At 62.4% G+C, this 26,157-nt stretch carries 24 protein-coding genes and 1 other RNA gene; 14 read left to right on the top strand and 11 right to left on the bottom strand.

Translation table 11 applies throughout. The annotated features are described in order from the left end of the window. Positions 1-19 precede the first annotated feature (19 nt). The 6 genes from H7847_RS05330 to H7847_RS05305 are packed head-to-tail and all read left to right on the top strand — an operon-like array spanning position 20 to position 9,227. On the top strand, positions 20-2,725 hold the full coding sequence (locus H7847_RS05330) for a putative virulence factor (protein ID WP_227268349.1): 2,706 nt from the start codon (positions 20-22) through the stop codon (positions 2,723-2,725). Between the two features lie 29 nt (positions 2,726-2,754). Next, on the top strand, positions 2,755-3,768 hold the full coding sequence (locus H7847_RS05325; protein ID WP_227268348.1) for a flagellar basal body-associated FliL family protein: 1,014 nt from the start codon (positions 2,755-2,757) through the stop codon (positions 3,766-3,768). Between the two features lie 10 nt (positions 3,769-3,778). Continuing rightward, positions 3,779-5,686, top strand: coding sequence for a vWA domain-containing protein (locus tag H7847_RS05320; RefSeq protein ID WP_227268347.1), 1,908 nt, complete (start codon positions 3,779-3,781; stop codon positions 5,684-5,686). 9 nt (positions 5,687-5,695) lie between these two features. Beyond that, positions 5,696-6,475: an ABC transporter ATP-binding protein gene (locus H7847_RS05315; protein WP_227268346.1), complete on the top strand. Its 780-nt coding sequence runs from the start codon at positions 5,696-5,698 to the stop codon at positions 6,473-6,475. Beyond that, positions 6,475-7,671 (top strand): ABC transporter permease family protein, encoded by a 1,197-nt coding sequence (locus H7847_RS05310; protein ID WP_227268442.1) that lies wholly within the window; start codon positions 6,475-6,477, stop codon positions 7,669-7,671. The genes H7847_RS05315 and H7847_RS05310 overlap by 1 nt, the downstream gene beginning before the upstream one ends. Then, on the top strand, positions 7,668-9,227 hold the full coding sequence (locus H7847_RS05305; protein WP_227268345.1) for an SUMF1/EgtB/PvdO family nonheme iron enzyme: 1,560 nt from the start codon (positions 7,668-7,670) through the stop codon (positions 9,225-9,227). Before H7847_RS05310 ends, H7847_RS05305 begins: the two co-directional genes overlap by 4 nt. A gap of 6 nt (positions 9,228-9,233) precedes the next feature. On the opposite strand, the gene H7847_RS05300 is transcribed toward H7847_RS05305, so the two are convergent. Both H7847_RS05300 and H7847_RS05295 read right to left on the bottom strand, forming a co-directional pair. Further along, entirely contained in the window at positions 9,234-10,124 is an 891-nt protein-coding gene (locus tag H7847_RS05300; RefSeq protein WP_227268344.1) for a hypothetical protein, read from the bottom strand. A 5-nt stretch (positions 10,125-10,129) separates the two neighbouring features. Beyond that, positions 10,130-11,023 (bottom strand): hypothetical protein, encoded by an 894-nt coding sequence (locus H7847_RS05295; RefSeq protein ID WP_227268343.1) that lies wholly within the window; start codon positions 11,021-11,023, stop codon positions 10,130-10,132. Positions 11,024-11,158: 135 nt separating this feature from the next. Between H7847_RS05295 and H7847_RS05290 the strand changes: the two genes are divergently transcribed. Beyond that, positions 11,159-11,818, top strand: coding sequence for a hypothetical protein (locus tag H7847_RS05290; RefSeq protein ID WP_227268342.1), 660 nt, complete (start codon positions 11,159-11,161; stop codon positions 11,816-11,818). 15 nt (positions 11,819-11,833) lie between these two features. On the opposite strand, the gene ald is transcribed toward H7847_RS05290, so the two are convergent. Next, complete coding sequence (gene ald, locus H7847_RS05285; RefSeq protein ID WP_227268341.1) at positions 11,834-12,952, bottom strand: alanine dehydrogenase; 1,119 nt, start codon at positions 12,950-12,952, stop codon at positions 11,834-11,836. 143 nt (positions 12,953-13,095) lie between these two features. On the opposite strand from ald, the gene H7847_RS05280 reads away from it, so the two are divergent. Then, positions 13,096-13,557 (top strand): Lrp/AsnC family transcriptional regulator, encoded by a 462-nt coding sequence (locus tag H7847_RS05280; RefSeq protein WP_227268340.1) that lies wholly within the window; start codon positions 13,096-13,098, stop codon positions 13,555-13,557. A 69-nt stretch (positions 13,558-13,626) separates the two neighbouring features. Here the strand turns inward: H7847_RS05280 and H7847_RS05275 are convergent, their stop codons facing one another. After that, positions 13,627-14,535, bottom strand: a complete 909-nt coding sequence (locus H7847_RS05275; RefSeq protein WP_227268339.1) for a CAP domain-containing protein — start codon at positions 14,533-14,535, stop codon at positions 13,627-13,629. A 276-nt stretch (positions 14,536-14,811) separates the two neighbouring features. Then, positions 14,812-15,018, bottom strand: coding sequence for a 30S ribosomal protein S21 (rpsU, locus tag H7847_RS05270; RefSeq protein WP_008207378.1), 207 nt, complete (start codon positions 15,016-15,018; stop codon positions 14,812-14,814). 114 nt (positions 15,019-15,132) lie between these two features. Here rpsU and H7847_RS05265 point away from each other — a divergent pair, with 114 nt between their 5' ends. From H7847_RS05265 to H7847_RS05255, 3 genes are all read left to right on the top strand, one after another. Continuing rightward, positions 15,133-15,831, top strand: coding sequence for a COQ9 family protein (locus H7847_RS05265; protein WP_227268338.1), 699 nt, complete (start codon positions 15,133-15,135; stop codon positions 15,829-15,831). Positions 15,832-15,894: 63 nt separating this feature from the next. Then, positions 15,895-16,887 (top strand): NAD(P)H-quinone oxidoreductase, encoded by a 993-nt coding sequence (locus H7847_RS05260; RefSeq protein ID WP_227268337.1) that lies wholly within the window; start codon positions 15,895-15,897, stop codon positions 16,885-16,887. Between the two features lie 32 nt (positions 16,888-16,919). Then, positions 16,920-17,894: a quinone oxidoreductase family protein gene (locus H7847_RS05255; RefSeq protein WP_227268336.1), complete on the top strand. Its 975-nt coding sequence runs from the start codon at positions 16,920-16,922 to the stop codon at positions 17,892-17,894. 3 nt (positions 17,895-17,897) lie between these two features. Here the strand turns inward: H7847_RS05255 and H7847_RS05250 are convergent, their stop codons facing one another. After that, positions 17,898-18,527 (bottom strand): ribonuclease T2, encoded by a 630-nt coding sequence (locus H7847_RS05250; RefSeq protein WP_227268335.1) that lies wholly within the window; start codon positions 18,525-18,527, stop codon positions 17,898-17,900. 138 nt (positions 18,528-18,665) lie between these two features. Here H7847_RS05250 and H7847_RS05245 point away from each other — a divergent pair, with 138 nt between their 5' ends. Both H7847_RS05245 and H7847_RS05240 read left to right on the top strand, forming a co-directional pair. Continuing rightward, a complete protein-coding gene (locus H7847_RS05245; RefSeq protein WP_227268334.1) occupies positions 18,666-19,442 on the top strand; it encodes a DUF1013 domain-containing protein in 777 nt (258 codons plus the stop codon). A 128-nt stretch (positions 19,443-19,570) separates the two neighbouring features. Then, on the top strand, positions 19,571-19,912 hold the full coding sequence (locus H7847_RS05240) for a RidA family protein (RefSeq protein WP_227268333.1): 342 nt from the start codon (positions 19,571-19,573) through the stop codon (positions 19,910-19,912). 5 nt (positions 19,913-19,917) lie between these two features. Here H7847_RS05240 and recR read toward each other — a convergent pair whose 3' ends face one another. The 5 genes from recR to H7847_RS05215 all read right to left on the bottom strand — a co-directional run bounded on the left by recR (position 19,918) and on the right by H7847_RS05215 (position 24,970). Next, positions 19,918-20,511, bottom strand: a complete 594-nt coding sequence (recR, locus tag H7847_RS05235; RefSeq protein ID WP_227268332.1) for a recombination mediator RecR — start codon at positions 20,509-20,511, stop codon at positions 19,918-19,920. Between the two features lie 76 nt (positions 20,512-20,587). Then, positions 20,588-20,932: a YbaB/EbfC family nucleoid-associated protein gene (locus tag H7847_RS05230; RefSeq protein WP_227268331.1), complete on the bottom strand. Its 345-nt coding sequence runs from the start codon at positions 20,930-20,932 to the stop codon at positions 20,588-20,590. Between the two features lie 66 nt (positions 20,933-20,998). After that, on the bottom strand, positions 20,999-22,777 hold the full coding sequence (locus H7847_RS05225) for a DNA polymerase III subunit gamma/tau (protein WP_227268330.1): 1,779 nt from the start codon (positions 22,775-22,777) through the stop codon (positions 20,999-21,001). A gap of 236 nt (positions 22,778-23,013) precedes the next feature. Next, positions 23,014-23,112: signal recognition particle sRNA small type (ffs, locus tag H7847_RS05220), an RNA gene on the bottom strand. A 46-nt stretch (positions 23,113-23,158) separates the two neighbouring features. After that, complete coding sequence (locus H7847_RS05215; RefSeq protein ID WP_227268441.1) at positions 23,159-24,970, bottom strand: 5'-nucleotidase C-terminal domain-containing protein; 1,812 nt, start codon at positions 24,968-24,970, stop codon at positions 23,159-23,161. 201 nt (positions 24,971-25,171) lie between these two features. On the opposite strand from H7847_RS05215, the gene nudC reads away from it, so the two are divergent. Then, positions 25,172-26,140, top strand: coding sequence for an NAD(+) diphosphatase (gene nudC, locus H7847_RS05210; protein ID WP_227268329.1), 969 nt, complete (start codon positions 25,172-25,174; stop codon positions 26,138-26,140). The last annotated feature ends 17 nt before the right edge of the window (positions 26,141-26,157 follow it).

Here is a 26,157-nt window from a genome sequence, read left to right as displayed (position 1 = left end):
CAAGGAACGGTGTGTAGCGATGACTGAACAGAATGCTTTGTCCGACAGATGTGTCGAGGTCGCGCGGCTGACGCGGGACGCGCTGGATTGGGTCAATCACGATCAAAACGCCGAAACCGTCGGGCCCAAGCACAAGACCCTGACCAAGCTGCTGCGCAAAAGCGCGCGCCGTGCCGAACGGCTGGGCAAATCCGCGCGCACCAACATGTCGGTGAGTGTGTTTGGCCCCAGTCAGGCGGGCAAGTCGTTTCTGGTCTCTGTTCTGGCGCGCCCGCAGGACGGTCGGCTGGCGGCAGATTTCAACGGACCCGGCGGGCGCCTGGATTACATCAGCCAGGTCAACCCGGCGGGGGATGGCGAATCCACCGGCCTTGTGACGCGGTTCACGATGACCAAGACGGCGACACCGGACGGTTTTCCCATCCAGCTCAACCTGCTGAGCGAGGCGGATATCGCGCGCACCATCATCAACAGCTTTTTCGAGGATGGCGATCAGTCTGAGGCCCCGCCGGAGCCTGGCGATCTCAAGGCGCATTTTGCCGAACACACCGGCAAAGCGGGGGCCGGCGATGTGCCGGGGTTGTCGTTCGAGGAAATCTACGAGATTGCCGAATACGTCGAAAACACCTTTGGCAAAGTGGCCTATGCAAGCCACCTGCGCGGGTTCTGGGACGAGGCCGCAAGCCTGGCCCCCCGGATGTCCGTGGCGGACAGGGGGGCGTTTTTGTCTATCCTCTGGGGCGGGTATCAGCCGCTGACAGATCTCTACATCAAGCTCGCCTCGGCGCTGACGCTGATTGGCAATGCCGACGAGGTCTATGCGCCACTTGAAGCGCTGCAACCGCGTGAGACCTCGATCATCGATGTGAACACGCTGAGCGGGCTCTTCAAACCGGAAAACGAGGATCTGCTGCCCATCCGCACACCCGGTGGCAAGGTCGCCCAGATGAACCGCGCCGTGGTCTGCGCGCTGGCGGCGGAGCTGGTCTTTCCCATGGCCGAGCAGCCCTCAGATTTCTTCGGGGAAACCGACCTTCTGGATTTTCCCGGCGCGCGCAACCGCTTTGAACTGCCGCTGAGCAAGACGCTGGAAAACCCCGAGGAAGGCGTGACCAACATGCTGCTGCGCGGCAAGGTCGCCTATCTTTTTGACCGCTACGTGGCCAATCAGGAGATCACCTCGATGCTGCTCTGCGTGCCGGACAGCAATATGGACACCGTGAGCCTGCCGGGGCTGGTGGAAAACTGGATTTCCATGACCCATGGGGCCACCCCGCAGGAACGCGCCAAGAACGACTGTATCCTGTTTTTCGTGATGACGAAGTTCGACAAACACTTGGGCGAAAGCGCCTCGGGCGGTTCGGCGACGGAACGGTTCGAGCGCCGCATGGATGCCTCCCTGCTCAAAGCCTTTGGCAAGCTGCGCGACAGTTGGGTGCATAAATGGACGCCGGGGCATCCCTTTCAGAACTGTTATTGGCTGCGCAATCCGAACTACTTTGTCGAAGGGCTGATCAATTACAACGGCGACGAGACCGAAAAGGAAATCCGCCCCGAAAAGCTTGAGCGTGTTGCCGAGCTGAAAGAGGGCTGCCTGTCGACCGACACGGTCAAAGCACATTTCAAAGAGCCCGAGGTGGCCTGGGATGCGGCGCTGACGCTCAACGACGGCGGTGTGGGATATCTCACGCAGGAGCTGACCAAGGTTTGTAAACCCGAAAGCAAGCTGGCGCAGATCTCTGCGCAGCTTGACAAGATGACCAATGATGTCCTGGGGGAATTGCGTGATCTTTATGTCTCTGACGATATCGAGACGCGGATCGAGGAAAAGCAGGTCGCGGCGGCAGAGATCATCGACTGTCTGGAACTGACGCTGCAAAGCCATCGGTTTGGGGCGTTCATCAACGCGCTCTGCGTGGATCAGGACGCAATTGAGGACCGTATCGCGCGGGTGCCAAGCTCCATTCGGATCAGCCAGGCGGTCGGGGCCTCTGGTTTGGAGGCGGGCAACTCTGCGCGCCCTGCCGCGCCCGCCCGGCCTGGTGGTGTGGCACGCCCGTCGCGCCCCGGCAGACCGGCCCGTCCCGGTGCGGCTGCGCCTCTAGCGGCAGGGACAGAGACCAGCGCCGATGCCACCGCCACCGCGGCCAGCAAGATCCGGACCATGACCTCCGAAGAGTTTCAGGCCAACACCGCGATCGATATCTGGATCGAACACCTGTCGGCGCTGCGTGAGGATGTTGACCGGCTGGCAGCCTTCAGCATGAACGCCGAGGCGGCGGCCGATCTGATGCGCGAACTGGTGCATGGGTTCCGGCGCACGCATGTCGTTGAGGATATGAAGAGCTTGCTGAAAGCCATTGATTACGGGCTGACCGTCGACAAACAGGCTCCGCCTGCCGCCATTGTCTGTGCCGAGACGATCAACCAGTTTGTCTTTACCCTCGGGGCTGAGAGGCTTCCTGACAAGGACCGACCGACCATCGAACTGCCTGACGGCAGCACCCGGATGGCCTTTGCGCCCCGTGCGGCCTCGGACACCGCGTTCGATCTGCCTCAAGAGCAGCGCGCGGCGGCGGAGGCCACCTGGACCGATTGGGTCTACATGCTCGAGGCGCTTTTTGTGGGCAACGCCAAGGATGGCGACGCGGGCGAGATCAACATCGAACAGAATATGGCCATCGGTCGGGTCGTCGGCGCTTTGGAGACCGATCAGGCGGCCTGAGGCCCCATTGATCTGCAGGAGGGATGCACGTGATTTCAATCAGACCCGATCCGGCTCACCCGCGTGGCGGATACGCAGAATTGTCCCTCTCCGACGAGAGCCTCGCGGGGGAGACCACGCAGGTGGCGGTCTTTGACAACTACTCCGAACGCTATCTGGGGGAATCAGGCTGGCAGGCCACCAAGGTGATGTTCGGCCCCTATGCGGTTCTGCGCGAGAGCGGTCAGGTGCGGGTGGTGATCGGGCCGGAAATCGTCAACCAGATCGAGGAATACGCCAACGTCAAGCTTTTGGTGGGCGATACCTCACAGGATGTGAGTTGGCCGGATGAGATCGTGCCCGCACCGGGCGCGGCCAGGATCGGCGGGATCATGGGAGCCGCTCTCAAAGACGCGCCGGTGCAGGGGACGCTGACCGCGAAAATGCCCGAGCCGGAACCAGAACCGGATGCGCCGGACGTTGTCACCGACCCCGAACCCATGGATCAGACCGATGCGGCTGTGGAGGAACCGGCGGGCAGCAAGACAGGCATGTGGATCGGCCTCGTGGCAATGGTGCTGCTTGCGGCGGGGATTGCCTATTGGTTCTTGAATGAAGCTGACCCCACACCCGTGGCGGCGCCTGCGGCCTCTGTGGTCACGCCCGACCCCGTGGCCGAAGCGCCCGCGGATCCCTGTGGTATCGACGCCTTGCAGGGGTTGGAGAGCTTTGCCGCCCAGGCCACCGCTCTGCGCGGTTGTGGCAGTTCTGCCAGCGCGGATGCCGCTCTGGGTCTGGTGGAGCGCGCGGCGGCGGCGGGTGATGCGGAGGCTCTGTTGCTCTTTGGGACGGTCTATGACGGCCAGTCGACCGATCCCGTCATCGAAGATCAGATCGGTCTGACCTTTGCCGACGTCCCTGCCACGGCGGCGGAGTATTACGCCCGCGCCCTAGAGGCCGGATCGCAGGAAGCGCCCGATAAACTGGCAGCCCTTTGCGCGCGGATGGCTGGCATGACGGACACATTGGTCAAAGGGGCCGTGGCAGACTATTGTGGCCAGTAAGGAGATCGGTATGATTTTGCGGGCTTTTTCACTGCTGGTGGCTGCTGTGGCTTTTTGGGGGTCGTCTCTTGCAGCCCAGCCCTTGCTGGTGGAGGGCACCCAGACGGTGTTCCAGCGTGTTCTGACCCGCCCGGCGGCAACGTTGCACGGGGCGGCAGACGGGCCCGTTGTGGATCAGATACCGGCCTTTCAGCCCTTCTATGTCTTTGCGGACACCGGTGCCTGGAAACAGATCGGCCCGTCGGTCAGCCGTGACCCGACCGGCTGGGTCAAGACCGAGGATGTGGTGGAGTGGAAGCAGAACATCGTCGGGGCCTTCACCAACGGGGCAGGGCGCGAGCGGCAGTTGATGTTCAGCTCCGAAGAAGACCTGCGCTGGCTGTTGAACCACGAGGCACTGCCACAGATACAAGAGCGCCTTTTGGCAGAGGCCACTGCGGGCATCTCGCAGGGTGACCGCGGCGTTGTCTCGGTGGAGCCTGAGGAATACGTCAACATTCGCGAAGATCTCTATGTTATGCCGATCCTCGATTTCGTGGAAGACCTGCATCCGCTGAACTACGAAGACATCCTGTTGATGGAGGTGGCTTCGGTGCCCTTGCAGACGCAAAACAAGGTTCAGGACACCACCGGCCAGGACACAGCGGCATTCGATGTGGGCATCGTCTTTGTGCTCGATACAACCCAGTCGATGGAAACCTATATCGCGCGGACGCAGAAGGTGCTGAAAAACACCGTTGAGCGCATCGCTGGCACCGAGATCGGCAAGCTGGTGAACTTTGGCGCCATCGGGTTTCGTGATAACACCGACGCGGTTCCGGCGCTGGAGTATCGCACGCGGGTGCTGGCGGATATCAAGCGGCGCGACGACCAGTCCGAGGTGATCGCGGCCATCGGCAATGCCCGCGTGGCCACCGCCAATTCGCCGGGCTTCAATGAGGACAGCCTCGCCGGTGTCGAAGATGCGATCGACCGGATTGACTGGCAGCAGGAGGGCGCGGGTGACCCCATCGATGCGCGCTATATCATCCTCGTCACGGACGCAGGCCCCAAGGACCCGCGCGATCCCAATGCGCGCTCCCCCATCGGAGTGCAGGAATTGCAGGCGGATGCGGAAGGCAAAAACATCGTCACAATGACCCTGCATTTGAAAACCCCGACCGGGGGCGAGGCAAACCACGCTTACGCAGAAAGCCAGTACCGGGCGCTATCGACCTTTGCCGGGCGGCAGTATTACTTCCCCATCGAGGGCGGCTCGGAGGAAGCCTTTGAAGGTGTTGCGACCCGTCTGGTCACGGCCATCACCGATCACGTGCGGATCGCGCGGGGCGAGGACACTTTCCTGAGTGCGGATGAGGCGGGCGAAGACCTCGTGGCGCTGGGACGCGCCATGCGGCTGGCGTACCTCGGTACCCAAAGGGGCACACAAGCGCCGGACGTGATCCGCGGGTGGATCAGCGACAAGGCCGTAGAGGCTCCGCAATCCCTGGCGGTTGAGCCGCGCCTGCTGATCACCAAGAACGAGATGGCGACGATGGCGGAACTGCTCGACAATCTGATCCGGTTGGGCGAGCAGAGCCAGGGTGGCGATGATGCGCTGAATTTCTTCACGCAGGTCCGGGGGGTGATCGCGGATATGGCGACCAACCCGGACCGCCGCCTGAACACCGAAGCCGAGACGCTGGGTGGCGCGCTGGAATACCTCGAACAGCTGCCCTACCGCAGTCAGCTGTTGCAGATGACCGAAGACCGCTGGGCCCAAAGTGCGATGCTGCGCCGGTCGATCATCGACGGCATGCGCCAGAAACTGACCCAATACCGCAAATGGCTCTTTGATCCGCAGGTCTGGACGGCGCTGCACGAGGGGGCGACGGATGGCGAGCTGGTCTTTGCCATGCCCTTTGACGTGTTGCCCTGAGGCGCGCGGATGGCCTATGTCCTGTCCATCGACGATCTGACAGTCACGCTGGGGGACGCGGAACGGCGCTTTACCTTGCGGGCCGGCAAGTGGTCGATTGCGGCGGGCGAGGTGATCGGGCTGACGGGGCCTTCGGGGACCGGCAAGACGCTCCTGCTTGAGCTTTTGGGCATGTTGCGCGCGCCCGATGCGGGCCGGTACCGGGCCGAACCACTTGCGGGAGAAACCGGTGCCCCGCAGGCTTTTGACAGCTTCTGGAAAGCCCCGAACGCCATTGCGCTCTGTGCGCAGGCGCGGGCGCGGTTTTTCGGCTTTGTCCCGCAGGCGGGCGGGTTGCTGCCGTTTCTGACCGTGGCAGAGAATGTCGAGATCAGTCAGAGAATTGCGAAGCGCCCGGACCCGGATTGGGCCAGTGCTTTGCTGGGGGAATTGGGGCTGTCGCAGATCGCGCATCTGCGTCCGGGGGCCCTGTCGATCGGCCAGCGCCAGCGGGTTGCCATTGCGCGCGCCCTCGCGCACCGCCCGTTTTGTGTCATCGCCGATGAGCCCACCGCCGCGCTTGACCCTGAAAACGCACAGGCCGCGATGGGGCTGCTGATCGAGGCGGCGCAGGCCGGGGGGACGGCAACGCTGCTGTCGAGCCACGACTTTCCGACACTGTCGCACTTTGCGATGCGGCGGATGGCCTTGCAGATCACCTCGGCTCCGCATGACCCGAATGTCGTGAGCACGCTTGTCCCGCTTGAGGCGCAGAAAACCGCGAGCGCGCCACAGGAGGTGTCGGGGTGATGCTGATCCTCCGCCTTGCCTTGCGGGACCTCTTTTTCCAGAAGGTCCATCTGATCTGCAACATCGCCGTGCTGGCAGGGGTTCTGGTGCCCTTACTGGTGCTTTTCGGGGTCAAGAATGGTGTCTACAACGCGCTCATTGGGCAGTTGCTGAGCAACCCGCGCAGTTTGCAGATCGACACCTCCGGCAACACGACCTTTACGACTGCCGATGCTGAACTGGTGCGCGGCTGGCCGGAGGCGGGCTTCGTGACGCTGAAGACCCGCAGCCAGTTTGATTTCGTGAACGTGCGGCTGGACGGCGGGCGGCAAAAGCGCGATGCGATCCTGATCCCCAGCGGGGCAGGGGATCCGAACCTGCCAGAGGGCGTTCAACTCAATGCCAGCAGTGCGGCGGTCAGCGCGCAATTGGCGGAGCAGTTGCAGATCAGCACCGGCGACCGCATCGATGTCATCACGCAGGCCGAGGACCGCCCCCGGCAACTGCGGGTCCAGCTTGCGGTGGCTTCGGTTTTGCCACCTGGCGGGGTATCGGGCCGCGCGGTTCTGGCGCAGATCGAGGTGCTCGATCTGGTCGAGGCCTTTTACGACGCCTATGCCTTGCCCGAGCACGGCATTACCGAGGGCCGCTCCTTTGCGCAGCGCGCGGCTGTTTTCGAAGGGCTGCGGGTCTATGCGCGCGGGCTTGAAGACCTCGCGCCGTTGCAGAACCGGATCGAGGCCCATTTCGGCATCCGCACCGAAGCCCGCACGGCAGAGGTGCAGGGGGTGCTCAATCTGGGCCGCAACCTCAACCTGGCGCTTTTGCTGACGGCCTCCGTGGCGAGCCTTGGCCTGGCGGCGGCGCTGGTCTTTGGCTTTTGGGGCGAGGTGCAGCGCAAGCGGCAGGTGCTCGCGTCGCTGGCGCTGATGGGGTTGGGAGGGCAGCGTCTCTGGCTTTTTCCGCTGATACAGGCACTGGTCTCGGCGGCGCTGGCGCTGATCGTGTCGTTTGCGCTTCTGGGGCTGGCGAGCCTGATTGCAGAGCAGCTTTTTGAGACAGGTCTTGCCGTGGGCGGCCTTGTTCAGATGACCGGGGCGCAGGGGGCTGTGATCGTTGTGCTGGTGATGCTGTTTGTGGTCGCCTCCTCGCTCTTTGCCGCGCGGGCCGCCCTCGGGATCGACCCGGCAACGGTCTTGCGGGAAGGGGCGACATGAGACGGATACTCTGCGCTCTCGCATTTCTGAGCCTGGCAGGTGGGGGGCTGGCGCAAGACACGGGAACCCCCGCCCCCTGGGACAATGAGCTGATTGATCCGGCCGGTGGGGCTGACCTGATCCTGCCGCTGCCCTGTGGCGGCGGGATGGCCTTTCAGCGGGTGGGGGTGCCTGTCGATATCTCTGATCCCATCGACGACCGGCCTTTCCGGATCGGTCAATCCGAAGAAGGCACCGGCTTTTCGGACTACCTGACCCCGGCTTTTCTGCGCGGTGCTTTCACCACCGACGAAGGCTCACATTTCTACATCGCGCGCTACGAGATGAACGTGGCGCAATACCGCGCCCTGACAGGTGACTGCGCTGCGGGGTTTTCGCGCAAAGACCGCTTTGCTCAAGGCGGGCTGAGCTGGTTTGAGGCGGTGGATCTGACCCGTGTGATGACCGAATGGCTGATGCAGAACGCGGGCGACGCGTTGCCGTCGCAAGGCACGCGCACCGGCTTTGTGCGCCTGCCCACGGAGGTGGAATGGGAATATGCCGCGCGCGGCGGGGCGCGGATCGATCCGACGCTGTTTCCGGGCCGCCGGTTTTTCGATCAGGGCACGCTGGGCGATTACGCGCATTTTCAGGCCGCCGGACAGGGGCGCGGCAAGCTGCGCCCGGTCGGTCTGCGGGCGGCCAATCCTGTCGGCCTGTTCGATATCTACGGCAACGCCGAAGAGCTGATGCTGGAGCCGTTCCGCCTCAATGCCGTCGGGCGCCGGCACGGGCAGGCAGGCGGGATCGTCACACGGGGTGGCTCCATCGATACCACGGCGGAGAATATCTATTCCGCGCAGCGCCGCGAGTATCCGATGTTCAACCCCCGCTCAGGGGTCGCGCAAAGTGGGGAGTTCTTTGGCCTGCGTCCGGTGATCGGGGCGCATATCGTCACCGATGCGGCCTATGACGCCATTCGGGATGGCTGGTTGGACCGGGTGGAGACGGATGAAGCCTCGCAGAGCGCCGAGCCGCTGACCGCCCTTGCGGCCTTGCTGGCAGAGGAGATCGATCCGCGCCGCAAACAGGCGCTCAGCGATCTGCAACTCAGTTTCCGGGTGGCGCAGGAAGCCGCCGAAAGCTCGACCCGGCAGGCGGCCAAATCCACGTTGATCAGCGGGGCGGCCTTTGTGGAGACACTGATCGAGGACACCCGCACCATCCAGCAGCTTGATCTGCGCATCCGGTCCTTGCGGGATCAGACAGCGATTGCGGTGGGCGATCAACGCCTGCAGTTGATGACCGCTTTCCGCGGCAGTCTGGAGCGGTTGGGTCAGCTCAGGGCCGGGCAGGCCACCTATCTGCTGTCCTATCGCGCTGCGTTGGAGACCTTGACCGGGGATGTGGAAGGTGCGCTGCTCGACAGCGCCTACCAGACCCTGTCGCAGGACCTGATCGAGGCGCAGCAAACCCAGTTTCTGGAGATGCTGCGGCTGTTCTGGCGCGATCTCGAAACTTACCGCGACCAGCCCGACATGAGCCCGCAAGAGCTTCTGGCCCTGGCGGTTCAATAGGTGGGGTCAATTGGCGGGCAGGCTTTTACGTGTCGGCATCCGGTCTATTTCCGGTGTCACATCGGAGGCGATGTCAAAACGCTCCGTCCCCGGATCGATGGTGGCAGAGATATAGGGTCTGCGCTCGCCGCCTCCCGGCTTGTCCGAGGCTTCGACCAGCGCATAGAGCGTTACCGGCTGCCCTGTGAAATCGACGAAACGGCCCACCGGGGCCTGACCCTGATTGGGAATCGTCTCCCAGTGCCGCAGAATGTCCAGGGGTTTGACGGGCTCCCTTCCGGCCAGCAGTAGATCGCCAAAGAACGCGCCATCCCGTGAGGGGTCGGTGCTGCGGCTGAATTGCGCCTGGGGGAGGATCGCCGCAAGGACCGTGTTGGCCGGCACCTGAAAGATGTTGTGATCTGTTCCGATCAGCAGCCCGCCCCCCGCCTGACGCAAGGCGTCAAGCTGGTTTTCCAGCAGGTTCGCAGAGGAGTTATTGACCCCCGGCCACTGGGTGAGCCGCCGTGCCGACACATTGCGGATAGGCAGCGTGCCATCCAGCATCAGCGCTTTGGAACCGCTGGCGTAAAAGCTTTGGAAGGCCGCCAGATCGTCATCATTGAAGATCCGGTCCCTGTTTGCAGCCGTCAGGACGATAAGCTGATATCCGGGCGTTGTCGCCATGTGCCGGGCGAAGGCACCGCGCCGGGGCTCATATTTGTAAACCACCGAATAGCGGCCCCCCTCATCAAGCCTGCCGAGATACTCCGCCATTTCGCGCCGCAACGCAGGCTCATTACCGGGGTCGTTGACGGTGACGTCCCACCACAGCACCCGCATCGGCTCCGCAAGGGCGGCATCGGACAGCAAACCGCACCAGACAAAGCTCAAGGCCGCGAGAAACCGGATCGTCATGTGCATCAGTTTCCTAAGCTTTTGCGGGTTGGCATGTAGTCTTTGACCGGTTCCGGGTCGACCTGGCTGTCAATGGCCGTGCGGCCCTCGCCGGGGTCGAAACTGGCCGAGATATAGGGGCGCTTTGCCCGCCCGCCCGGTTTGTCGGAGGTCTCGACAAGGGCGTGCAGCGTGACCGGCGCGCCTGTGAAATCGGTAAACTGGCCCACCGGCACTTCGGCCTGACTGGGGATTTCCTCCCAGTGGCGCAGGATATCGAAAGGTTTGACCGCTACGGCGGCATTCAGCAGGCTGTTGCCCAGAAATGCTCCATCGCGCGACGGGTTGGTTCTGCCGGAAAACCGGGCCTGTGGCAGGATGGCTCCCAGCAACTGGTTGGCGCCGACCTGAAATTCGGTGTGATCGGTGCCGATCAGAATGCCACCGCCTGCATCCGCGAGCGCCTGCATCTGGTTCATCAGCAGGGCCGCGCTCGCCCCATTGGGGCCGGGAAAGAGCGTCATCGGGCCGGGCCGGGCATTGCGCACCCAGAGCGTGCCATCGAGCATCAGCGCACGCTTGCCGCTCTGATAATGGCCGCGCAATGCATTCAGGTCCGCATTGGTGAAATTGGCCGAGGTCGTTGTGACATCGAGCACGAGGATATCATAGGACGCCCCTGCAAGGGCCGCGGCCAGATCGCCCCGGCGCGTCGAATGCTGAAAGGTGACGCTGTAATCCGCGCCGCCGTTAAAGCTGCCAATGTAGCGGGCCATGGCTTCGCGGTCCTGGCGGTTGGTGGCCCCGTCATAAGGGGGCGAGCCATCCCACCACAAAACGCGCTTTTGATCTGCCTGTGCCGCCATCGCACCCAGCAAAAGGGTAAAAACCGCAAAGAGCGCCGTTAAATGTTTACGCATCCATGAAAATCCGCTTAGGTTGCTCTGGTCAGAATGGCCTCTGGGGGGACATTTGTCCAATTGGTTTACGCCATCGGGGGTCGATCTGTCGGCGGATGCCATACCGTCTTTTGTGGCAAGTGAGAAAGAAGCTCCATGACGCCTGTGCTGAAAGTCTTTTCCATTCTCGGCGCTGCGGTTCTGGTCGCGGCCAGTGGGGCGGCGGGCTACGCTGCCCTGCAAAGCTGTGCGGTCCGGTCGGATTTTCTGTCCGCCCTCAATGGCTGTCCGACAGAAGCGGAACTTGCGTTGCAGGCCGAGTTGGTGGCACTGGAGGCTCGCCGCGCCGGGCTGAGGGCTGAGATTCTGCGCAACGAGCGCGTGTTGGCCGCGCGTCAGTGCGACGCGATACCGCCATCTTCCACCGCGCCGATCACCCGGATGGCGCTTGAGGGCGGCGATCTGGAAGCCCTTTACGGCTGCTGGTCGCTGGGCAGCAGCTACCGGACCCGCGACGTGGATACCGGTAAGGTGATTTCCTACCCCACCTGGAGCATGTGCTTTGACACTCAGGGGCGTGGCAAGCAGATCATGCAGGGCGATGACGGGTCCACCTGCGAGGGGCCGGTCGAGGCCCGCATCGACAGTCCCGCACGGCTGATTCTGGGCGAAGGCGGCAATCTGGCCTGCAGCGATGGCGGCTATATCCACCGCCGCGATATCGCCTGTGTGGCGGCAGGCGGCGGCCTGTCCTGTGCGACACTTCAGCCCGAAACCGAAGGTCAGGCCGAGGTGCCCTTTACCCGCTGGCAGTAGGCGCAGCCGGTGCCGTTATTGCTTGAGCACCGCGGCGGGCGAAACGACATTGATCCCCAAAGCCTTGCCCACCGCATCGTAGGTGAGCTGGCCCGCGTGCACGTTCAACCCGTTCATCAGGTGTGGATCATCGGCGCAGGCCTGCCGCCAGCCTTTATCTGCCAGCGCGAGCATGAAGGGCATCGTCGCATTTCCAAGGGCAATCGTTGAGGTGCGCGCCACGGCCCCCGGCATATTGGCCACACAGTAGTGCATGATGCCGTCGACGTCATAGATCGGGTCCTGATGCGTGGTCGCCCTGGACGTCTCGAAACAGCCGCCCTGGTCAATGGCCACGTCCACAAGGGCGGCGCCGGGTTTCAGATCTGCCAGCTGGGCACGGCTGATGAGTTTCGGGGCGGCAGCCCCCGGGATCAACACGGCCCCGACGATCATATCCGCGGTTTGCGCCAGTTCGGCGGTATTGCCTGCCGAGGCATAGGAGGTCTTGAACGTGCCGGCAAAGACATCATCAAGATACCGCAACCGGGCCAGTGACCGGTCGAGCACGGTCACATCCGCGCCCATACCTGCGGCAATTCGGGCCGCGTGGGTGCCGACCACGCCCCCGCCGATCACCACAACCCGCGCGGGACCAACGCCGGGGACACCGCCCATCAGCACGCCGCGCCCGCCGTTGGCTTTCTGCAAGGTCCAGGCCCCCACCTGCGGGGCCAGGCGACCCGCGACCTCTGACATCGGGGCCAGAAGGGGCAGGCCACCCCGGTCGTCGGTAACCGTTTCATAGGCGATGCAGGTCGCCCCTGATGCGATCAGGTCATGGGTCTGCGCGGGATCGGGGGCAAGGTGCAGGTAGGTAAAGAGCACCTGCCCCTCGCGCAGCATCTTGCGCTCCACCGCCTGCGGCTCCTTGACCTTGACGATCATCTCGGCGGTGGCAAAGACCTCTTGCGCGGTGGCCGCGATCTGCGCGCCTGCCGCCACATAATCGCTGTCCTCAAATCCCGCCCCTGCACCTGCGGCGGTTTCGATCAGCACCTTGTGCCCGTGGGCTACGGCCTCTTGTGCGGCATTCGGGGTCATTCCGACCCGAAATTCCTGCGGTTTGATCTCTTTCGGGCAACCGATAATCATGATGGCATCCTCCGCCGCTAAAACTGTTAGGCGCAGCATAGGCCCTTGCTTTTGCAATTGCAGACGAAATACATGTCACGCGGAATGCCGTATATCGAAGAATTCATCGTCATTTGCAGCCAGATCAGGAGGAACTTGCGGCTATGAGCCTCGACACAACGGACAAGCGCATTCTGACGGCGCTTCAGCGCAAGGGCCGGCTGTCCAACGCAGACCTGAGCGAGGCGGTGAACCTCTCGCCTTCAGCCTGTCACCGGCGGGTCCAGCGGCTTGAGAAAGACGGCTATATCCGGGACTACGTCGCCCTTTTGGATGCGCGCAAGATGGGGGTGCCGACCACCGTTTTCGTGGAGATTACCTTGCAGGGACAGGCTGACGAAGTACTGGATGCCTTTGAAAAGGCCGTGCGGCGTATCCCCGACGTGCTGGAATGTCACCTGATGGCGGGATCGGCGGATTACCTGCTCAAGGTTGTTGCGGAAAACACCGAAGATTTCGCCCGCATCCACCGGCAATATCTGGCGCGTCTGCCGGGGGTCGGGCAGATGCAGTCGAGTTTTGCGCTCAGGACGGTGTTCAAGACGACGGCCTTGCCGGTTACCTGAGGGTCAGGTCACGCCTGACGAAAAGCCCGTCCCCTCCGGGGGGCGAGGGGGCGGGCCGCAGGCTCCAGGTCAGGCGATAGTGTCCCAGGCGTCGATCAACACGAAGCCCGGCTCGCCCTCGTCAGCGGCCTGTTCCTGAGGGAAGACCAGGTCGTCTTCCGTCTGATCTTTACCGGCCTCGCTCTCAGGTGGTGTCATGAACTCGGCAAAGAACGCATCGACATCAAATGTGGCGGTTTGGTTTTCGCCTTCATCGTCCTCCCAGTTGAAAACAAGGGTGTCGTCGACCAGGGAGGCCTCAAACCCGGCTAACAGCGCCTGCAATTGGGCAAACGGGCTCTCTTCGGGCCCGGTATCGGCAGGGGTTTCAGGGTCGGTTTGCGGGGTATCTGGTACCGTGTCCCCTTCGGTTTGTGGGTCGTTGGGGGAGCCTGCGACGGGTTCTTCGGATATCTCGGCCAAAAGGTCCGGGTCCTCTGCAGGCATTTCGGTGTCAGCATCGGGCGCCATTGGACCTTCCTGGTCGAGCTGCACTTCTCCATCCGTGCTGGCGAAATTCTGCGTGACCATGACGGCCTCGAATCCGTCGAAATCGCCCACCTCGATACCGAGACCGATCACTTCGTAATCCGGGTTCAGGATATTGGCGCGATGGCCGGGGCTGTCCATCAGACTGTTGTGCAGATCGACAACGTCATCGGACAGTCCGGGCGCGCCGCGTTCGCTCTGATAGGCGATGTTTTCGCCCCAGGACCAAGCCCCTTCGAAATCAAAATCAGCGTCTCGCATGCGGTCACCGGCGCTGCTGCCGTTGACGCCTGTATGGGAAAACTGGTCCTGATCCAACATCCACTGGCTGTGATCCTCGCTGCTCTCGTTCAGGCGGACTTCCAGCGCCACAGTGTTCAGACCCTGTGATGTCCGTTCCTCGTTGATCAGCTCCAGCATCTGCTGTTCCAAGTCGCTTGCGCGTGACATATCAGTCTCCTAGTTGATTGTTGTCGACCTGATGACCGCTAGGATCTGGCGTGGGGCTTGGGTAGGCCCGGTTGCAGTTGCCGCCCGTCTCAGCAAGGATAAGCCCGAATGCCGCGCGTGAGACGGCGAGAAAATGCCGCGTCCCGGCCCGGTCGCGGGTCAGCGGGAAATTGCGAGGATTATGCTGTGTAAATCGCCAGTGCCGGAACGAAAAACCCCGCACGGGCAATCCGCACGGGGGTCTGTATTCACAAAAAACCTGATGGCGAGGATGGTTTACAGCATCCCTTCGCGTTGGGCCTTTTTGCGTGCCAGCTTGCGGGCACGGCGGATCGCTTCAGCTTTCTCGCGCGCTTTTTTCTCGGACGGCTTCTCGAAATGTTGCTTGAGCTTCATCTCGCGGAAGACACCTTCGCGCTGCAGCTTTTTCTTCAGGGCACGGAGGGCCTGATCGACATTATTGTCACGAACACTAACCTGCATGTGGTTTTCACCACCTTTCTAAGTTGAGTTGCAAGGATTTGCAGGAAGTGGGCATATAGCAAGCAAGACCTATCTTGTCCAGTCAGAACAGACATCAACCCAAGGAGCCACAGCATGACCGTCCCCTACGAGACCGCAAAGAACGACCTGTTGCAGGCCGCGCTGAACCATGTGCCTTTCGATGGCTGGTCCGAGACAACGTTTCGGGCGGCCGTGCGTGACACAGAACTGTCCGCTTCGGTTGCTCGTGCGGTCTGCCCCAGAGGCGCTGTCGATCTGGCGATTGCCTTTCACAAGGCCGGGGACGCGGAAATGCTGGCGCGTTTGAAGACCACCGACATGAGCGAGATGAAGTTTCGGGACAAGATCGCGACGGCGGTGCGCCTGCGCCTTGAAGTGGTTGAGGACAAGGAAGCCGTGCGGCGGGGCACCACGCTTTTTGCCCTGCCGATGTATGCCGCAGACGGGGCCAAGCTGGTCTGGGGGACCTGTGACGAGATCTGGACAGCGCTGGGCGACACGTCGGACGATATCAACTGGTACACCAAACGCGCCACGCTATCGGGGGTTTATTCGGCTACCGTGCTGTACTGGCTGGGCGATGACAGCCCCGATCACATGGCGACATGGGCTTTTCTGGACCGGCGGATCGAAGATGTGATGCGCATCGAGACGATCAAGGCCCGCGCCCGGCAGAGCCCGGTGCTGAGCCGGCTGATGACCGGTCCCAACTGGCTGCTCGGTCGGATCAAGGCCCCGGCGCGGATGCCAAAGATGGACTTGCCCGGCAGTTGGACCGCCCCGCGCGACTGAAGGCGTTGCACCCGTTGGGCGCATGTCTATGGTGGCTTCAGACAAACCGATAGGACCTGAGCCATGACCCAGATGATGCGCGCGATCGAGATCACCGAAGCCGGTGGCCCGGAGGTGCTGAAACCGACCCGGCGTCCGCGTCCGGAGCCGGGTCATGGGCAGGTCGTCATCAAAGTGGCCTGGGCGGGAGTGAACCGGCCTGACGCTTTGCAACGGGCAGGGCTCTATGCGCCGCCCCCGACCGCCAGCGATCTGCCCGGGCTTGAAGCATCGGGTGAGGTCGTTGCCATCGGCCCCGGCGCGCAAGGTTTGGCACTGGGCGATCTGGTCTGCGCGCTGTTGCCCGGCGGCGGTTACGCGGAATATGTGGCGACCCCGGCGGCCCACTGCCTGCCGGTCCCGGACGGACTGGGGCTGCGCGAGGCGGCTTGCCTGCCGGAGACTTTCTTTACCGTCTGGTCGAACGTGTTTGGCCGGGGCGGGCTAAAGGCGGGCGAGCGGTTTCTGGTGCATGGCGGCTCCTCCGGCATCGGCACGACAGCCATTCAATTGGCCAAGGCCTTTGGCGCGCGGGTCTTTGCCACGGCGGGCTCTGCGGAAAAATGCGCGGCCTGCCTCGATCTCGGGGCGGAACGCGCGATCAACTACCGTGAAGAGGACTTCGTCGGCATCCTGAAAGAGGCAGGAGGCGCGGATCTGATCCTCGACATGGTCGGCGGCGACTACATCCCCCGCAATCTCAAGGCGCTGTCAGAGGAGGGCCGTCTGGTGCAGATCGCCTTTCTGGGCGGGGCGAAGGTTGAGGTCAACTTTGCCATGCTGATGACCCGTCGCCTGACCATGACCGGGAGTACCCTGCGCCCGCAAAGCGATCTGGCCAAGGCGCGCATCGCCCAGGATTTACGCGAAGCGGTCTGGCCCTTGCTCTCTGCCGGGAGTGTCGCACCAGTGATGGATCAGACCTTTGACCTCGATGAGGCTGCCAAAGCCCATGCGCGGATGGAAAGCTCAAACCATATCGGCAAGATTGTCTTGAAGGTTGGTCAAACCGGCTGAGACCTGACGAACAACAACATAGGGATAAAAAGATGGCGCAGACGGTTATCATAGAAGAGGCGGGCGGCCCAGACGCGCTCAGGTTGGTGGACCGGCCCGTCGGTGATCCGGGTCCGGGAGAAGTGCGGATCGCGCAAAGGGCTTGCGGGTTGAATTTCATCGATGTTTATCAGCGGATGGGGATGTATCCGCTGACGCTGCCGCATGCCCTGGGCATGGAGGCCGCGGGCGTGATCGAGGCCGTGGGCGCCGGGGTCACGCATCTGAAGGTCGGGGACCGCGCCGCCTATGCCGCAGCCCCGCCGGGCGCTTATGCCGAGGCGCGTGTCATGCCAGCCGCACAGGTCTGCCCTTTGCCCGAGGATATCTCCTTTGACGAGGCGGCGGCGATGATGCTCAAGGGGCTGACGGTCCAGTATCTCTTTCACCGCACGACGCCGCTTGGGCCAGGCGATACGGTTTTGTTCCATGCCGCCGCCGGGGGTGTTGGCCTGATTGCCTGCCAATGGGCGCGTTCTGAGGGGGTCACGCTCATCGGCACGGCGGGGACAGACGAAAAATGTCAGCTCGCGGTTGAGCACGGCGCGTCTCATTGCATCAACTACCGCAGGGATGATTTCGCCGCGCGGGTAAAGGAACTGACGGGCGGTGCGGGCGTCGATGTGGTGATGGATGCGGTGGGGGCCGATACATTCGAGGGGTCGCTGGATAGTCTGAAACCCTTGGGAATGATGATCTCTTTTGGCAATGCCTCGGGCGCGGTGCCGCCGTTTTCGGTCGGGCTGCTGGGGCAGAAAGGGTCGCTCAAGATCACGCGGCCGACGCTCTTCACCCACATCGCCGATCACGACACCTGCCAGGCGATGGCGCGGCAGCTCTTTGGAAAAGTATCAAACGGGGACGTCAAAATCCGGATCGACCAGCGCTTTGCGCTTGCCGATGTGGCCGCCGCGCATGAGGCGCTGGAGGCGCGTCAAACCACCGGCAGCACGATCCTGACGCTTTAACGGCTACCGGACGGGTGTAAAGAGGGCTGAAGCGGCGCTGCAATCCCGTAAAACGTCAGCGCCGCAGCGTCGGGGGGCGAGGTCTTTGGTCAGGCAGATGCGGGCTTCCTGGATGTGGCCGTCTTTGCAGGTGATGGTGATCTGGTCGGCGCTCAGGCCGGTGTTCTCTGCCAGGAACGCCTCTTCGATCACCTTGGGGGCGATGCGCACCGGGTCTGTCAGCTGCCGTAGGATCTTTGGCCTGGTGATGCCGGTATAGGCGCGGCGTGACAGCCCGTAATACTCCTCAGCTGACAGGCCGCTGCAGGTGCCGTGTTTGCGCCACTGGTGCCAGGCCAGCCCGGAGGTGCCCATGATGTCGGCCATCTCTGATGTCATCCGGCGCGAGGGCGCGGGTTCGACGGTCTGGCAGTCTGCAGGATAGCCACGTTCGTACTGCGGCCAGAGGCCATGCAGGATCCAGCCGTGGTCATGGCGGGCATCGCATTGATCGGAGCCGCGTGCGTCGCCTTCCAGAGCACACCAGTTCGGCGACCAGCTCAGCGACAGGACGTAATAGTCGAAGCTGCCTGCCCTGTCGGCTGGCGCCAGAGTGGGCAGGGCGAGCAAGAGGCATGAAATCAGCCGGCGCATTGGGGCTTTCCTTATCTGACCTGCGCGACTATATACCCTGCAAGTTCCCCAACAATGGAAACCGTCCCAGACCTTCGGGACCGCCCTTCAAGGCGATGGGAAAGATGTGGGGAAAGAGATTGTGATAGGAGCACTGCAATGGCAAAACCGATTATGGCCAAGGCCACCGCTGTCTGGCTGGTGGATAACACGACCCTCAGCTTCAAGCAGATCGCCGATTTCGTCGGCATGCACGAGCTGGAAGTGCAGGGCATCGCCGATGGGGACGTCGCACAAGGGGTCAAGGGTTTTGACCCGATTGCCAACAACCAGTTGACCCAGGAAGAGATTGACACGGCGCAAAACAACCCGTTGCACAAGCTCAAGCTGAAATTCAACGCGGCAGCGCAGGGCGAGGAAAAACGCCGTGGACCCCGCTATACCCCGCTCAGCAAGCGTCAGGACCGTCCCGCATCGATCCTGTGGCTGGTGAAATTCCACCCCGAGTTGACGGATGGGCAGATCAGCAAGCTGGTCGGCACTACCAAGCCGACCATTCAGGCGATCCGCGAGCGGACGCACTGGAACATCGCGAACATCCAGCCGATTGACCCTGTGGCGCTTGGCCTTTGCAAGCAGTCCGAATTGGATGCCGTTGTGCAGAAAGCGGCTGCCAAGAAAGCGGCGGATGCCCCGGTGATGAGCGATGACGAACGCCGCAAACTGGTCAGCACCGAACAGAGCCTTGGCATGGAGGCGGAGCCCAAGATTCCAACCGCCATCGAAGGGTTGGAGACTTTCACACTGTCCGGGGAAACAATAGAGGAGACCGAAGAGGCTTCTGCCGGTGATTTCTCCGATGCCGACAGCTTCTTTAACCTGCCCGATGGCACCCATGACGACGAGGAAGAGGAAGAGGCAAAAGACGCGCGCTGACCTTTGCCTCAGACCTGCTGTTTCAACCCCCGGTGCCGCAGCGCCGGGGTTTTTCTTTGGTGCTCACTCTTGTCATTTGTGCCTGGATCGGTGCTTGTACCGTCTGAGATGAAACCAGAGGGGCCGTCATGATTGAGCGGATAGAAACGGGCGTCAGATCGTCCAAGATCGTCAAATATGGCGGTGTCGCCTACATCACCGGACAGGTGGGCGAAGGTGAGACCATCCAGGATCAGACGGCTGAGTGCCTGCGCCGGCTGGATGCGCTGTTGCTCAAGGCAGGGTCGTCGCGGGAAAAGATGCTGCGGGCGACGATCTGGCTTGCGGATATGAGCGATTTTGCCGGTTTGAACGAGGTCTGGAATGCCTGGGTGCCGGAAGGGCATGCACCGGCAAGGGCTTGCGGTGAGGCAAAGCTGGCCCGCCCGGAACTCAAGGTCGAGATTATCGTGGATGCCGCCTGCGACTGACAGGATCAGAGCGTTTTGCGGGCGCGCATCGCAGCGGTGATTGTGCCATCGTCGAGATAGTCAAGCTCCCCGCCGATCGGGACACCCTGTGCCAGAGAGGTCAGCCGCACCTGACCCTCCAGCTGGTCTGCAATGTAATGAGCGGTGGTTTGCCCGTCGATCGTGGCGTTGAGCGCGAGGATCACCTCCGCGATCCCTTCGGCTGGCACCCGGTCCAGCAAACGCGGGATGCGCAACTCTTGCGGCCCTACCGCGTCCAGCGCTGAAAGGGTCCCGCCGAGCACATGGTAGCGCCCCTTGAAGACGCCTGATCGCTCCATCGCCCACAGGTCAGCGACGTCCTCGACCACGCAGAGCTCTCCGTTGGCGCGCTTTTCAGACGTGCAGATGTCACAGATATCGGTGGTGCCGACGTTGCCGCAGTTCAGACATTCGCGGGCGGTTTCCGCGACCGTGGCCAGCGTGTCAGCCAGCGGCATCAGCAGCAGGCTGCGTTTGCGAATGAGATGCAGCACTGCCCGCCGGGCGGAGCGTGGCCCCAGCCCCGGCAGCTTGGCCATCAAATCAATCAGGGCGTCAATGTCTTTGGTGCTGCTCAAGGGGCCCGCCTCATCTGACGCCCGCGCCGGACACATCTCCGCCCCCGGCCCCCGTCAGACAAAATGCTTGCACCGTTCAGAACGGCAGCTTCATATCTGCCGGCAGGCCCATGCCTTCGGTGAGCTTGGCCATTTCCTCCTGCGCGCGCTCTGCGGCTTTGCTCTGGGCGTCCTTGATGGCGGCGAGGATCAGGTCCTCGACCACTTCCTTGTCGTCGCTGTTAAAGATCGAGGGGTCGATATCCAGCGCCTTCAACTCGCCCTTGGCGCTGCAGGTCGCCTTCACAAGCCCGGCACCTGACGCGCCTTCGACCATGATGCTCTGCATTTCTTCCTGCATTTGCGCCATCTTGGTCTGCATTTCCTGCGCTTTTTTCATCATCCCGGCCATATCGCCGAGAGAGCCTAATCCTTTGAGCATCTGAGCTGTCCTTTTCCTGTCCGTTCTCGTTGATATGCGGGTTTTGCGGGGGGCTCGCAAGGGGTGTCATCCGTCCTCGAAGGGGTCCCATTCGTCTTCAACCTCGGGCAAAGCCTCGGCCACGGCGGCGGCCTCGATCTGTTCGGGGGTGCGGATCGCGGTGATCCGCGCCTTGGGAAACTGCGTGAGCACCGCTTTCAGCAGGGGATGGTCCAGTGCTGCGTTCTTCAGGGCGATGTCTGCTGCATCGCGCACTTCTGCAATGGTTTCGGCGTCGCTTTCACTGACAACGGTCACCGCCCAGCGATTGCCGGTCCAATGCTGCAGGCGTTGTCCAAGCCGTTGCGCCAGGTCGCGCGGGGCATTTTCGGTGGGGGCAAATTCGATCCGGCCAGGCCGGTATTGCGCCAGCCTGACGCAGGTCTCTACCTCGACCAACAGTTTGACGTCGCGGTTTGCGCGGATGAGGTCGACGACATGATCGAAACTCGGAAACCGGGCCAAAGCGGCCTCAACATCCTGCGCCAGCGCGGTCGCCGGTCCGGCGCCTGTCGGTTTGGTCGTGCGGGCCGAGGCGACAGCCGAGGCCCCCCCGCCCGCGGCACGCGTCCCCGTGCTCTGCACGGGGGTCCCCCCGGTGCCGGATGTGCCGGACGCGGCAGGGGGCGTCGTCCCTTGCAGCTTGCGCACCAGTTCCTCGGGGCTGGGCAGGTCGGCCACATGGGTCAGCCGGATAATGGCCATCTCGGCGGCCATCATCGCATTGGGCGCGCTGGCGACCTCATCAAGCGCCTTGAGCAGCATTTGCCACAACCTTGTCAGCACCCGCATTGGCAAGGCTTTGGCCATCTCAAGCCCCCGGCGGCGCTCATCGGGGGAGACGGTCGGGTCTTCGGCGGCCTCCGGCGTGATCTTGACCACGGAGACCCAATGGGTGATTTCGGCCAGATCGCGCAGCACGGCCATCGGGTCTGCGCCTTCCGCGTATTGGGCGGAAAGCTCGGTCAGCGCCGCCGCCGCCTCGCCACGCAGCACCATGTCAAACAGATCCAGAACCCGCCCCCGATCCGCCAGCCCCAGCATGGCCCGGACCTGCAGTGCCGTTGTCTCGCCGGCCCCGTGGCTGATCGCCTGATCGAGCAGGGACGTGGCGTCCCGCGCGGAGCCTTCGGCGGCGCGGGCGATCAGCGCCAGCGCGTCTTCGGCAATCTCGGCACCCTCTGCACTGGCGATTTTTCGCATCAAGGCCATCATCACCTCGGGCTCGATCCGGCGCAGGTCAAAGCGCTGGCATCGCGACAGAACGGTCACCGGCACCTTGCGGATCTCGGTGGTGGCAAAGATGAATTTCACATGGGCGGGGGGTTCTTCGAGCGTTTTGAGCAACGCGTTGAACGCGCCCGTCGACAGCATGTGCACTTCATCGATGATGTAGACCTTGTAGCGCGCCGAGGCCGCCCGGTAGTGTACGGAATCGATGATCTCGCGGATATTGGCCACGCCGGTATTCGAGGCCGCGTCCATTTCCATGACGTCAACATGACGGCCCTCCATGATGGCGGTGCAATGCTCGCAGCTGCCGCACGGCTCTGTCGTGGGTCCGCCCGTCCCGTCCGCGCCGATGCAGTTCATCCCCTTGGCGATGATCCGGGCCGTCGTGGTTTTGCCCGTGCCCCGGATGCCGGTCATGATGAATGCCTGCGCGATCCGGTCTGCCTCGAAGGCGTTCTTCAGGGTGCGGACCATGGCGTCCTGACCCACAAGATCGGCAAAGGTCTCGGGGCGGTATTTGCGCGCAAGAACCTGGTAGGGGGCCTGATCCGGGGGATGTGGTGTGTCTGACATGTGTTGCCTTGTCGGAACGGAATCGGAACGTCAGGGGATAGACTAAGCCGCGGGACCCGCAAGGACAACGCCGCCCGGAAAAGAATAGCCCCGAGAGGTCAAAGGGTCGGTCGTTCTTTTTGCCTTTGAGCCTGCCATCTGGTTGGGACGTCTCTGTCTATGATGCTGGGGATATCGACCGCCCGTCTGCACCGTTTTGATCGGCCAGCTTTTACTTGTCCTGTCGGCAGAGTGGGAGGTGAGAGGCTGGACAACGACCCAAGCGGGGCTCGTTACGGCTGCTTCCTTCCGGATCTGACCGGGTTGGCGAGGCGCTCGCCCGCGCCAACCTCTCAGAACCGCATATAGGCAAGCTTGCAAGGCGATGCAAGTCAGCGCGTATCAGAGGTGCAACCGCAGCCGCAAAAATCCGTCAGGTGTTTCGCCGCACTGTTCCGGGTTTAAATGGGCAATTTCGTCGAGATAGTCGCAGGCTTCGGGCGCTGTGTGCAGGATCGCGGTTCGGTTCATAGGATGTGGAAAGGACCACGGCGGAGCAGCCTGCGCACTCTGACGATCCGGCGATTGCAGATAGGCGAGTACAGCCTCCTGCAAGGGCGCATGCCCCTGCATGACGATTTCCTGGCTGGAGAAGGTTTTGTAAACGCCACCACCCCCGGCCCGATGATCGGTCGTGGCGACGATGAATTCCTGCTCCCATGAAATCGGCTTGCCGTGATACCGGATGTCCCGGATGCGTCCCTTGTTGCTGGCAATTACTTTGCCGGAGATGTCAAAGCGCGGGGGTTGGCGCGGATCGACCGTATAGGTCAGACCGTAGATGGCATCGTAGCGAAAACCCGGGATGCGCGGATCGACCAGCAATTGATCCGGTGCATTTGCCGCAAGGGTGTTAAAGATCAGCGCCGACCGTTCGAGCCAGTCCAAAAGCTGCGCGCCGGTGGTTTTAACCGCCCAGACATGGTTTGCATAAGGGTTCAGGCCCGCGATGTGTCGCCGCTGCAAGACCCCTTTTGACAACGCCAGAAAGTTGTCCGGCCCGTCAAACCCACCGGTCAGCTGTGCAGAGGCCACAGCGACAAGGGGCAGGTTGCTGTCGGCCGTATCCGCAATGACCTCGGCAATCGTCCGGCGTTTGGCGGCGGCCAGAAGGGCGGGGACAGGGCTGGGCTGGGCCAGAGCAAAGAAGCTGTGGATGCTTTTGTCCATCGTCGCAACCGGCTCGGCGAGATACTGCATTGTTGCAGAATGCGCGTCTTGCGCGATCTTGAGGATCTCGGGACATTCCGGCGTGTTTTTTGTCACCGGCACCAGCTTTGATGTTGCCGATGTAACTTGCCAGGCCGCACTCCCTTCGGGCTTTCCAAGATACAGGTCGATCACCCCCAGATCGGATGCCGACGCTCCGGGTTGCACAACCGGTGTTCCGTGGACGGTCCCAAGGTTGCAGTCGGCCTCGGCCACGCCTGAATGGTCCGGTCCGGGAAACCGCAGATGGGTATGGCCGCCGATCACGACATCCACATCCTCGATCCGGGCGACGTCGCTGATCTGGTTCTGCGCCTCCGGTCCTTCGTCGAACAACGCCAACCCCATATGCGCCAAGACAACGATCAGATCGGCGCCTTGCGCCCGCAACGTTGCCGCGGCCGTTTTGAGCTTGGGCAGTGGTGGACAGATGTTGGCGCGGTCCTGGACGTGGTGTCTGCTCCACAGAGCCGTTTTGTCCGGCAGGCTGGACAGAACGCCGATGCGGATGGTGTCTGCGGTGCCGTCGGCAAAGGTCACCGCGCGCTCCAGCATCAGGTCGGGGCAGACATCGGGCAAACTCGCGGACATGACGTTTGTACAGACCACGGGCATTTTGTGCTCTGTGAGCCAGCTTGCGAGCGCATCCAGCCCATGGTCAAAATCATGGTTTCCCAACCCGCCGGCATCGTATTGTAGCGCGTTCATACAGGCGACGATCGGGTGTACCTGCTGGCATCCGTTTCGGACAATGAATTCTGTGATCGGGTTACCCTGAAACGTATCTCCGTTGTCAAAGAGCAGGCAGGCCCCATGCCGCGACGTGATCTCTGCGCGTGCCTCTGCGATCAGGCTGGCGAGCTTTGCCAGGCTGCCACCACCGTTCGACATGCCTTTGACGTAGTCAAAAGCCATCATCTGCATGTGCAGATCGCTCGTGGCCAGAATACGAAGCTGTGCGTTTCGGGAGGTGGGGGCTTGGGGTATGTCTTCCTCTTAAATCTTGCGAATGAAACAACTAAAGGCTGATTTCAGTTTCATCAGATCACGCAAGAGTTGGCAAGCCTTGCGCAGAACAAAGAGGGCCGCATCTTGCGCTCTGATGTGCTGCGTGCAAATGCTCTGCACTTTAAGAACGGGATAGTCATGAAGCATTCAGAAACGGTCACCTTCGGTGGTTCCGGGTTGGATCGGGCCAGCGACATGCGCACGGACGAGACAGCGATCCGCGCCGCCTTGCGGAGTGACGCAAGCCGCGCAATCCTGTTCTGGCGGGGCAAACCGCTTTTGTCGATGACTGAGCCCGTGCAGCTTGTGCGCCTGCCGATGGATCACCCGGTCTTGGCAGAGGCCGCGCCCGATCCCATTTTGCTGGGACGCGAGGACGGGGCCGCGCGGTTTGCCTATGACCTTTCAGCCTGGATGCCGGACGCGTTGGACGAAACTGCGCTTGGCGGCTTTCTTGACCCGACAGAGCAGCACCATCCAAAACTGCCGGACGAGATGGCGTTCGCAGAACTTCGACGCGTCATGACGTGGCTGACACCGCGCGATGCCGAGCTTGCCGCGACCGGCAAGGCCGTCTTCGGGTGGCACCAGACACATGGGTTTTGTGCCTGCTGCGGCATCGCCTCGGTGATCGTGCAGGCGGGCTGGCAGCGTCGCTGTCCGGCCTGCAACGCGGGCCATTTCCCCAGAACGGATCCCGTTGTCATCATGCTTGTCACGCGCGGCAATTCGGTGCTGGTTGGTCGGTCGCCCGGCTGGCCGGACGGTATGTATTCGTTGTTGGCTGGATTTGTCGAACCGGGTGAGACGCTCGAAGCGGCCGTCCGGCGCGAGATCTTCGAAGAAGTGGGTGTTCACGTGGGCCGGGTGCGCTATCTTGCCAGTCAGCCCTGGCCGTTCCCGGCGTCCCTGATGTTTGGCTGTACCGGTGAGGCGCTGAGCGAGGATCTGAATATCGACCCCGTGGAGATCGAAGATGCGATGTGGGTAACGCGCGAAGATATGATGACAGCGATGTCCGGCAACCACCCGTCGATTCTACCCGCGCGAAAAGGGGCCATCGCGCATTTTCTGTTGAACAACTGGCTGGCAGATACGCTTGACTGATCCCGTCCAGATGCATC

The organism is Roseobacter weihaiensis, assembly GCF_020622345.1.
GTDB classification, from domain to species: domain Bacteria; phylum Pseudomonadota; class Alphaproteobacteria; order Rhodobacterales; family Rhodobacteraceae; genus Roseobacter; species Roseobacter weihaiensis.
The sequence above is the reverse complement of the archived record's forward strand: the minus strand, read 5'-3'. Positions and strand labels throughout refer to the sequence as shown.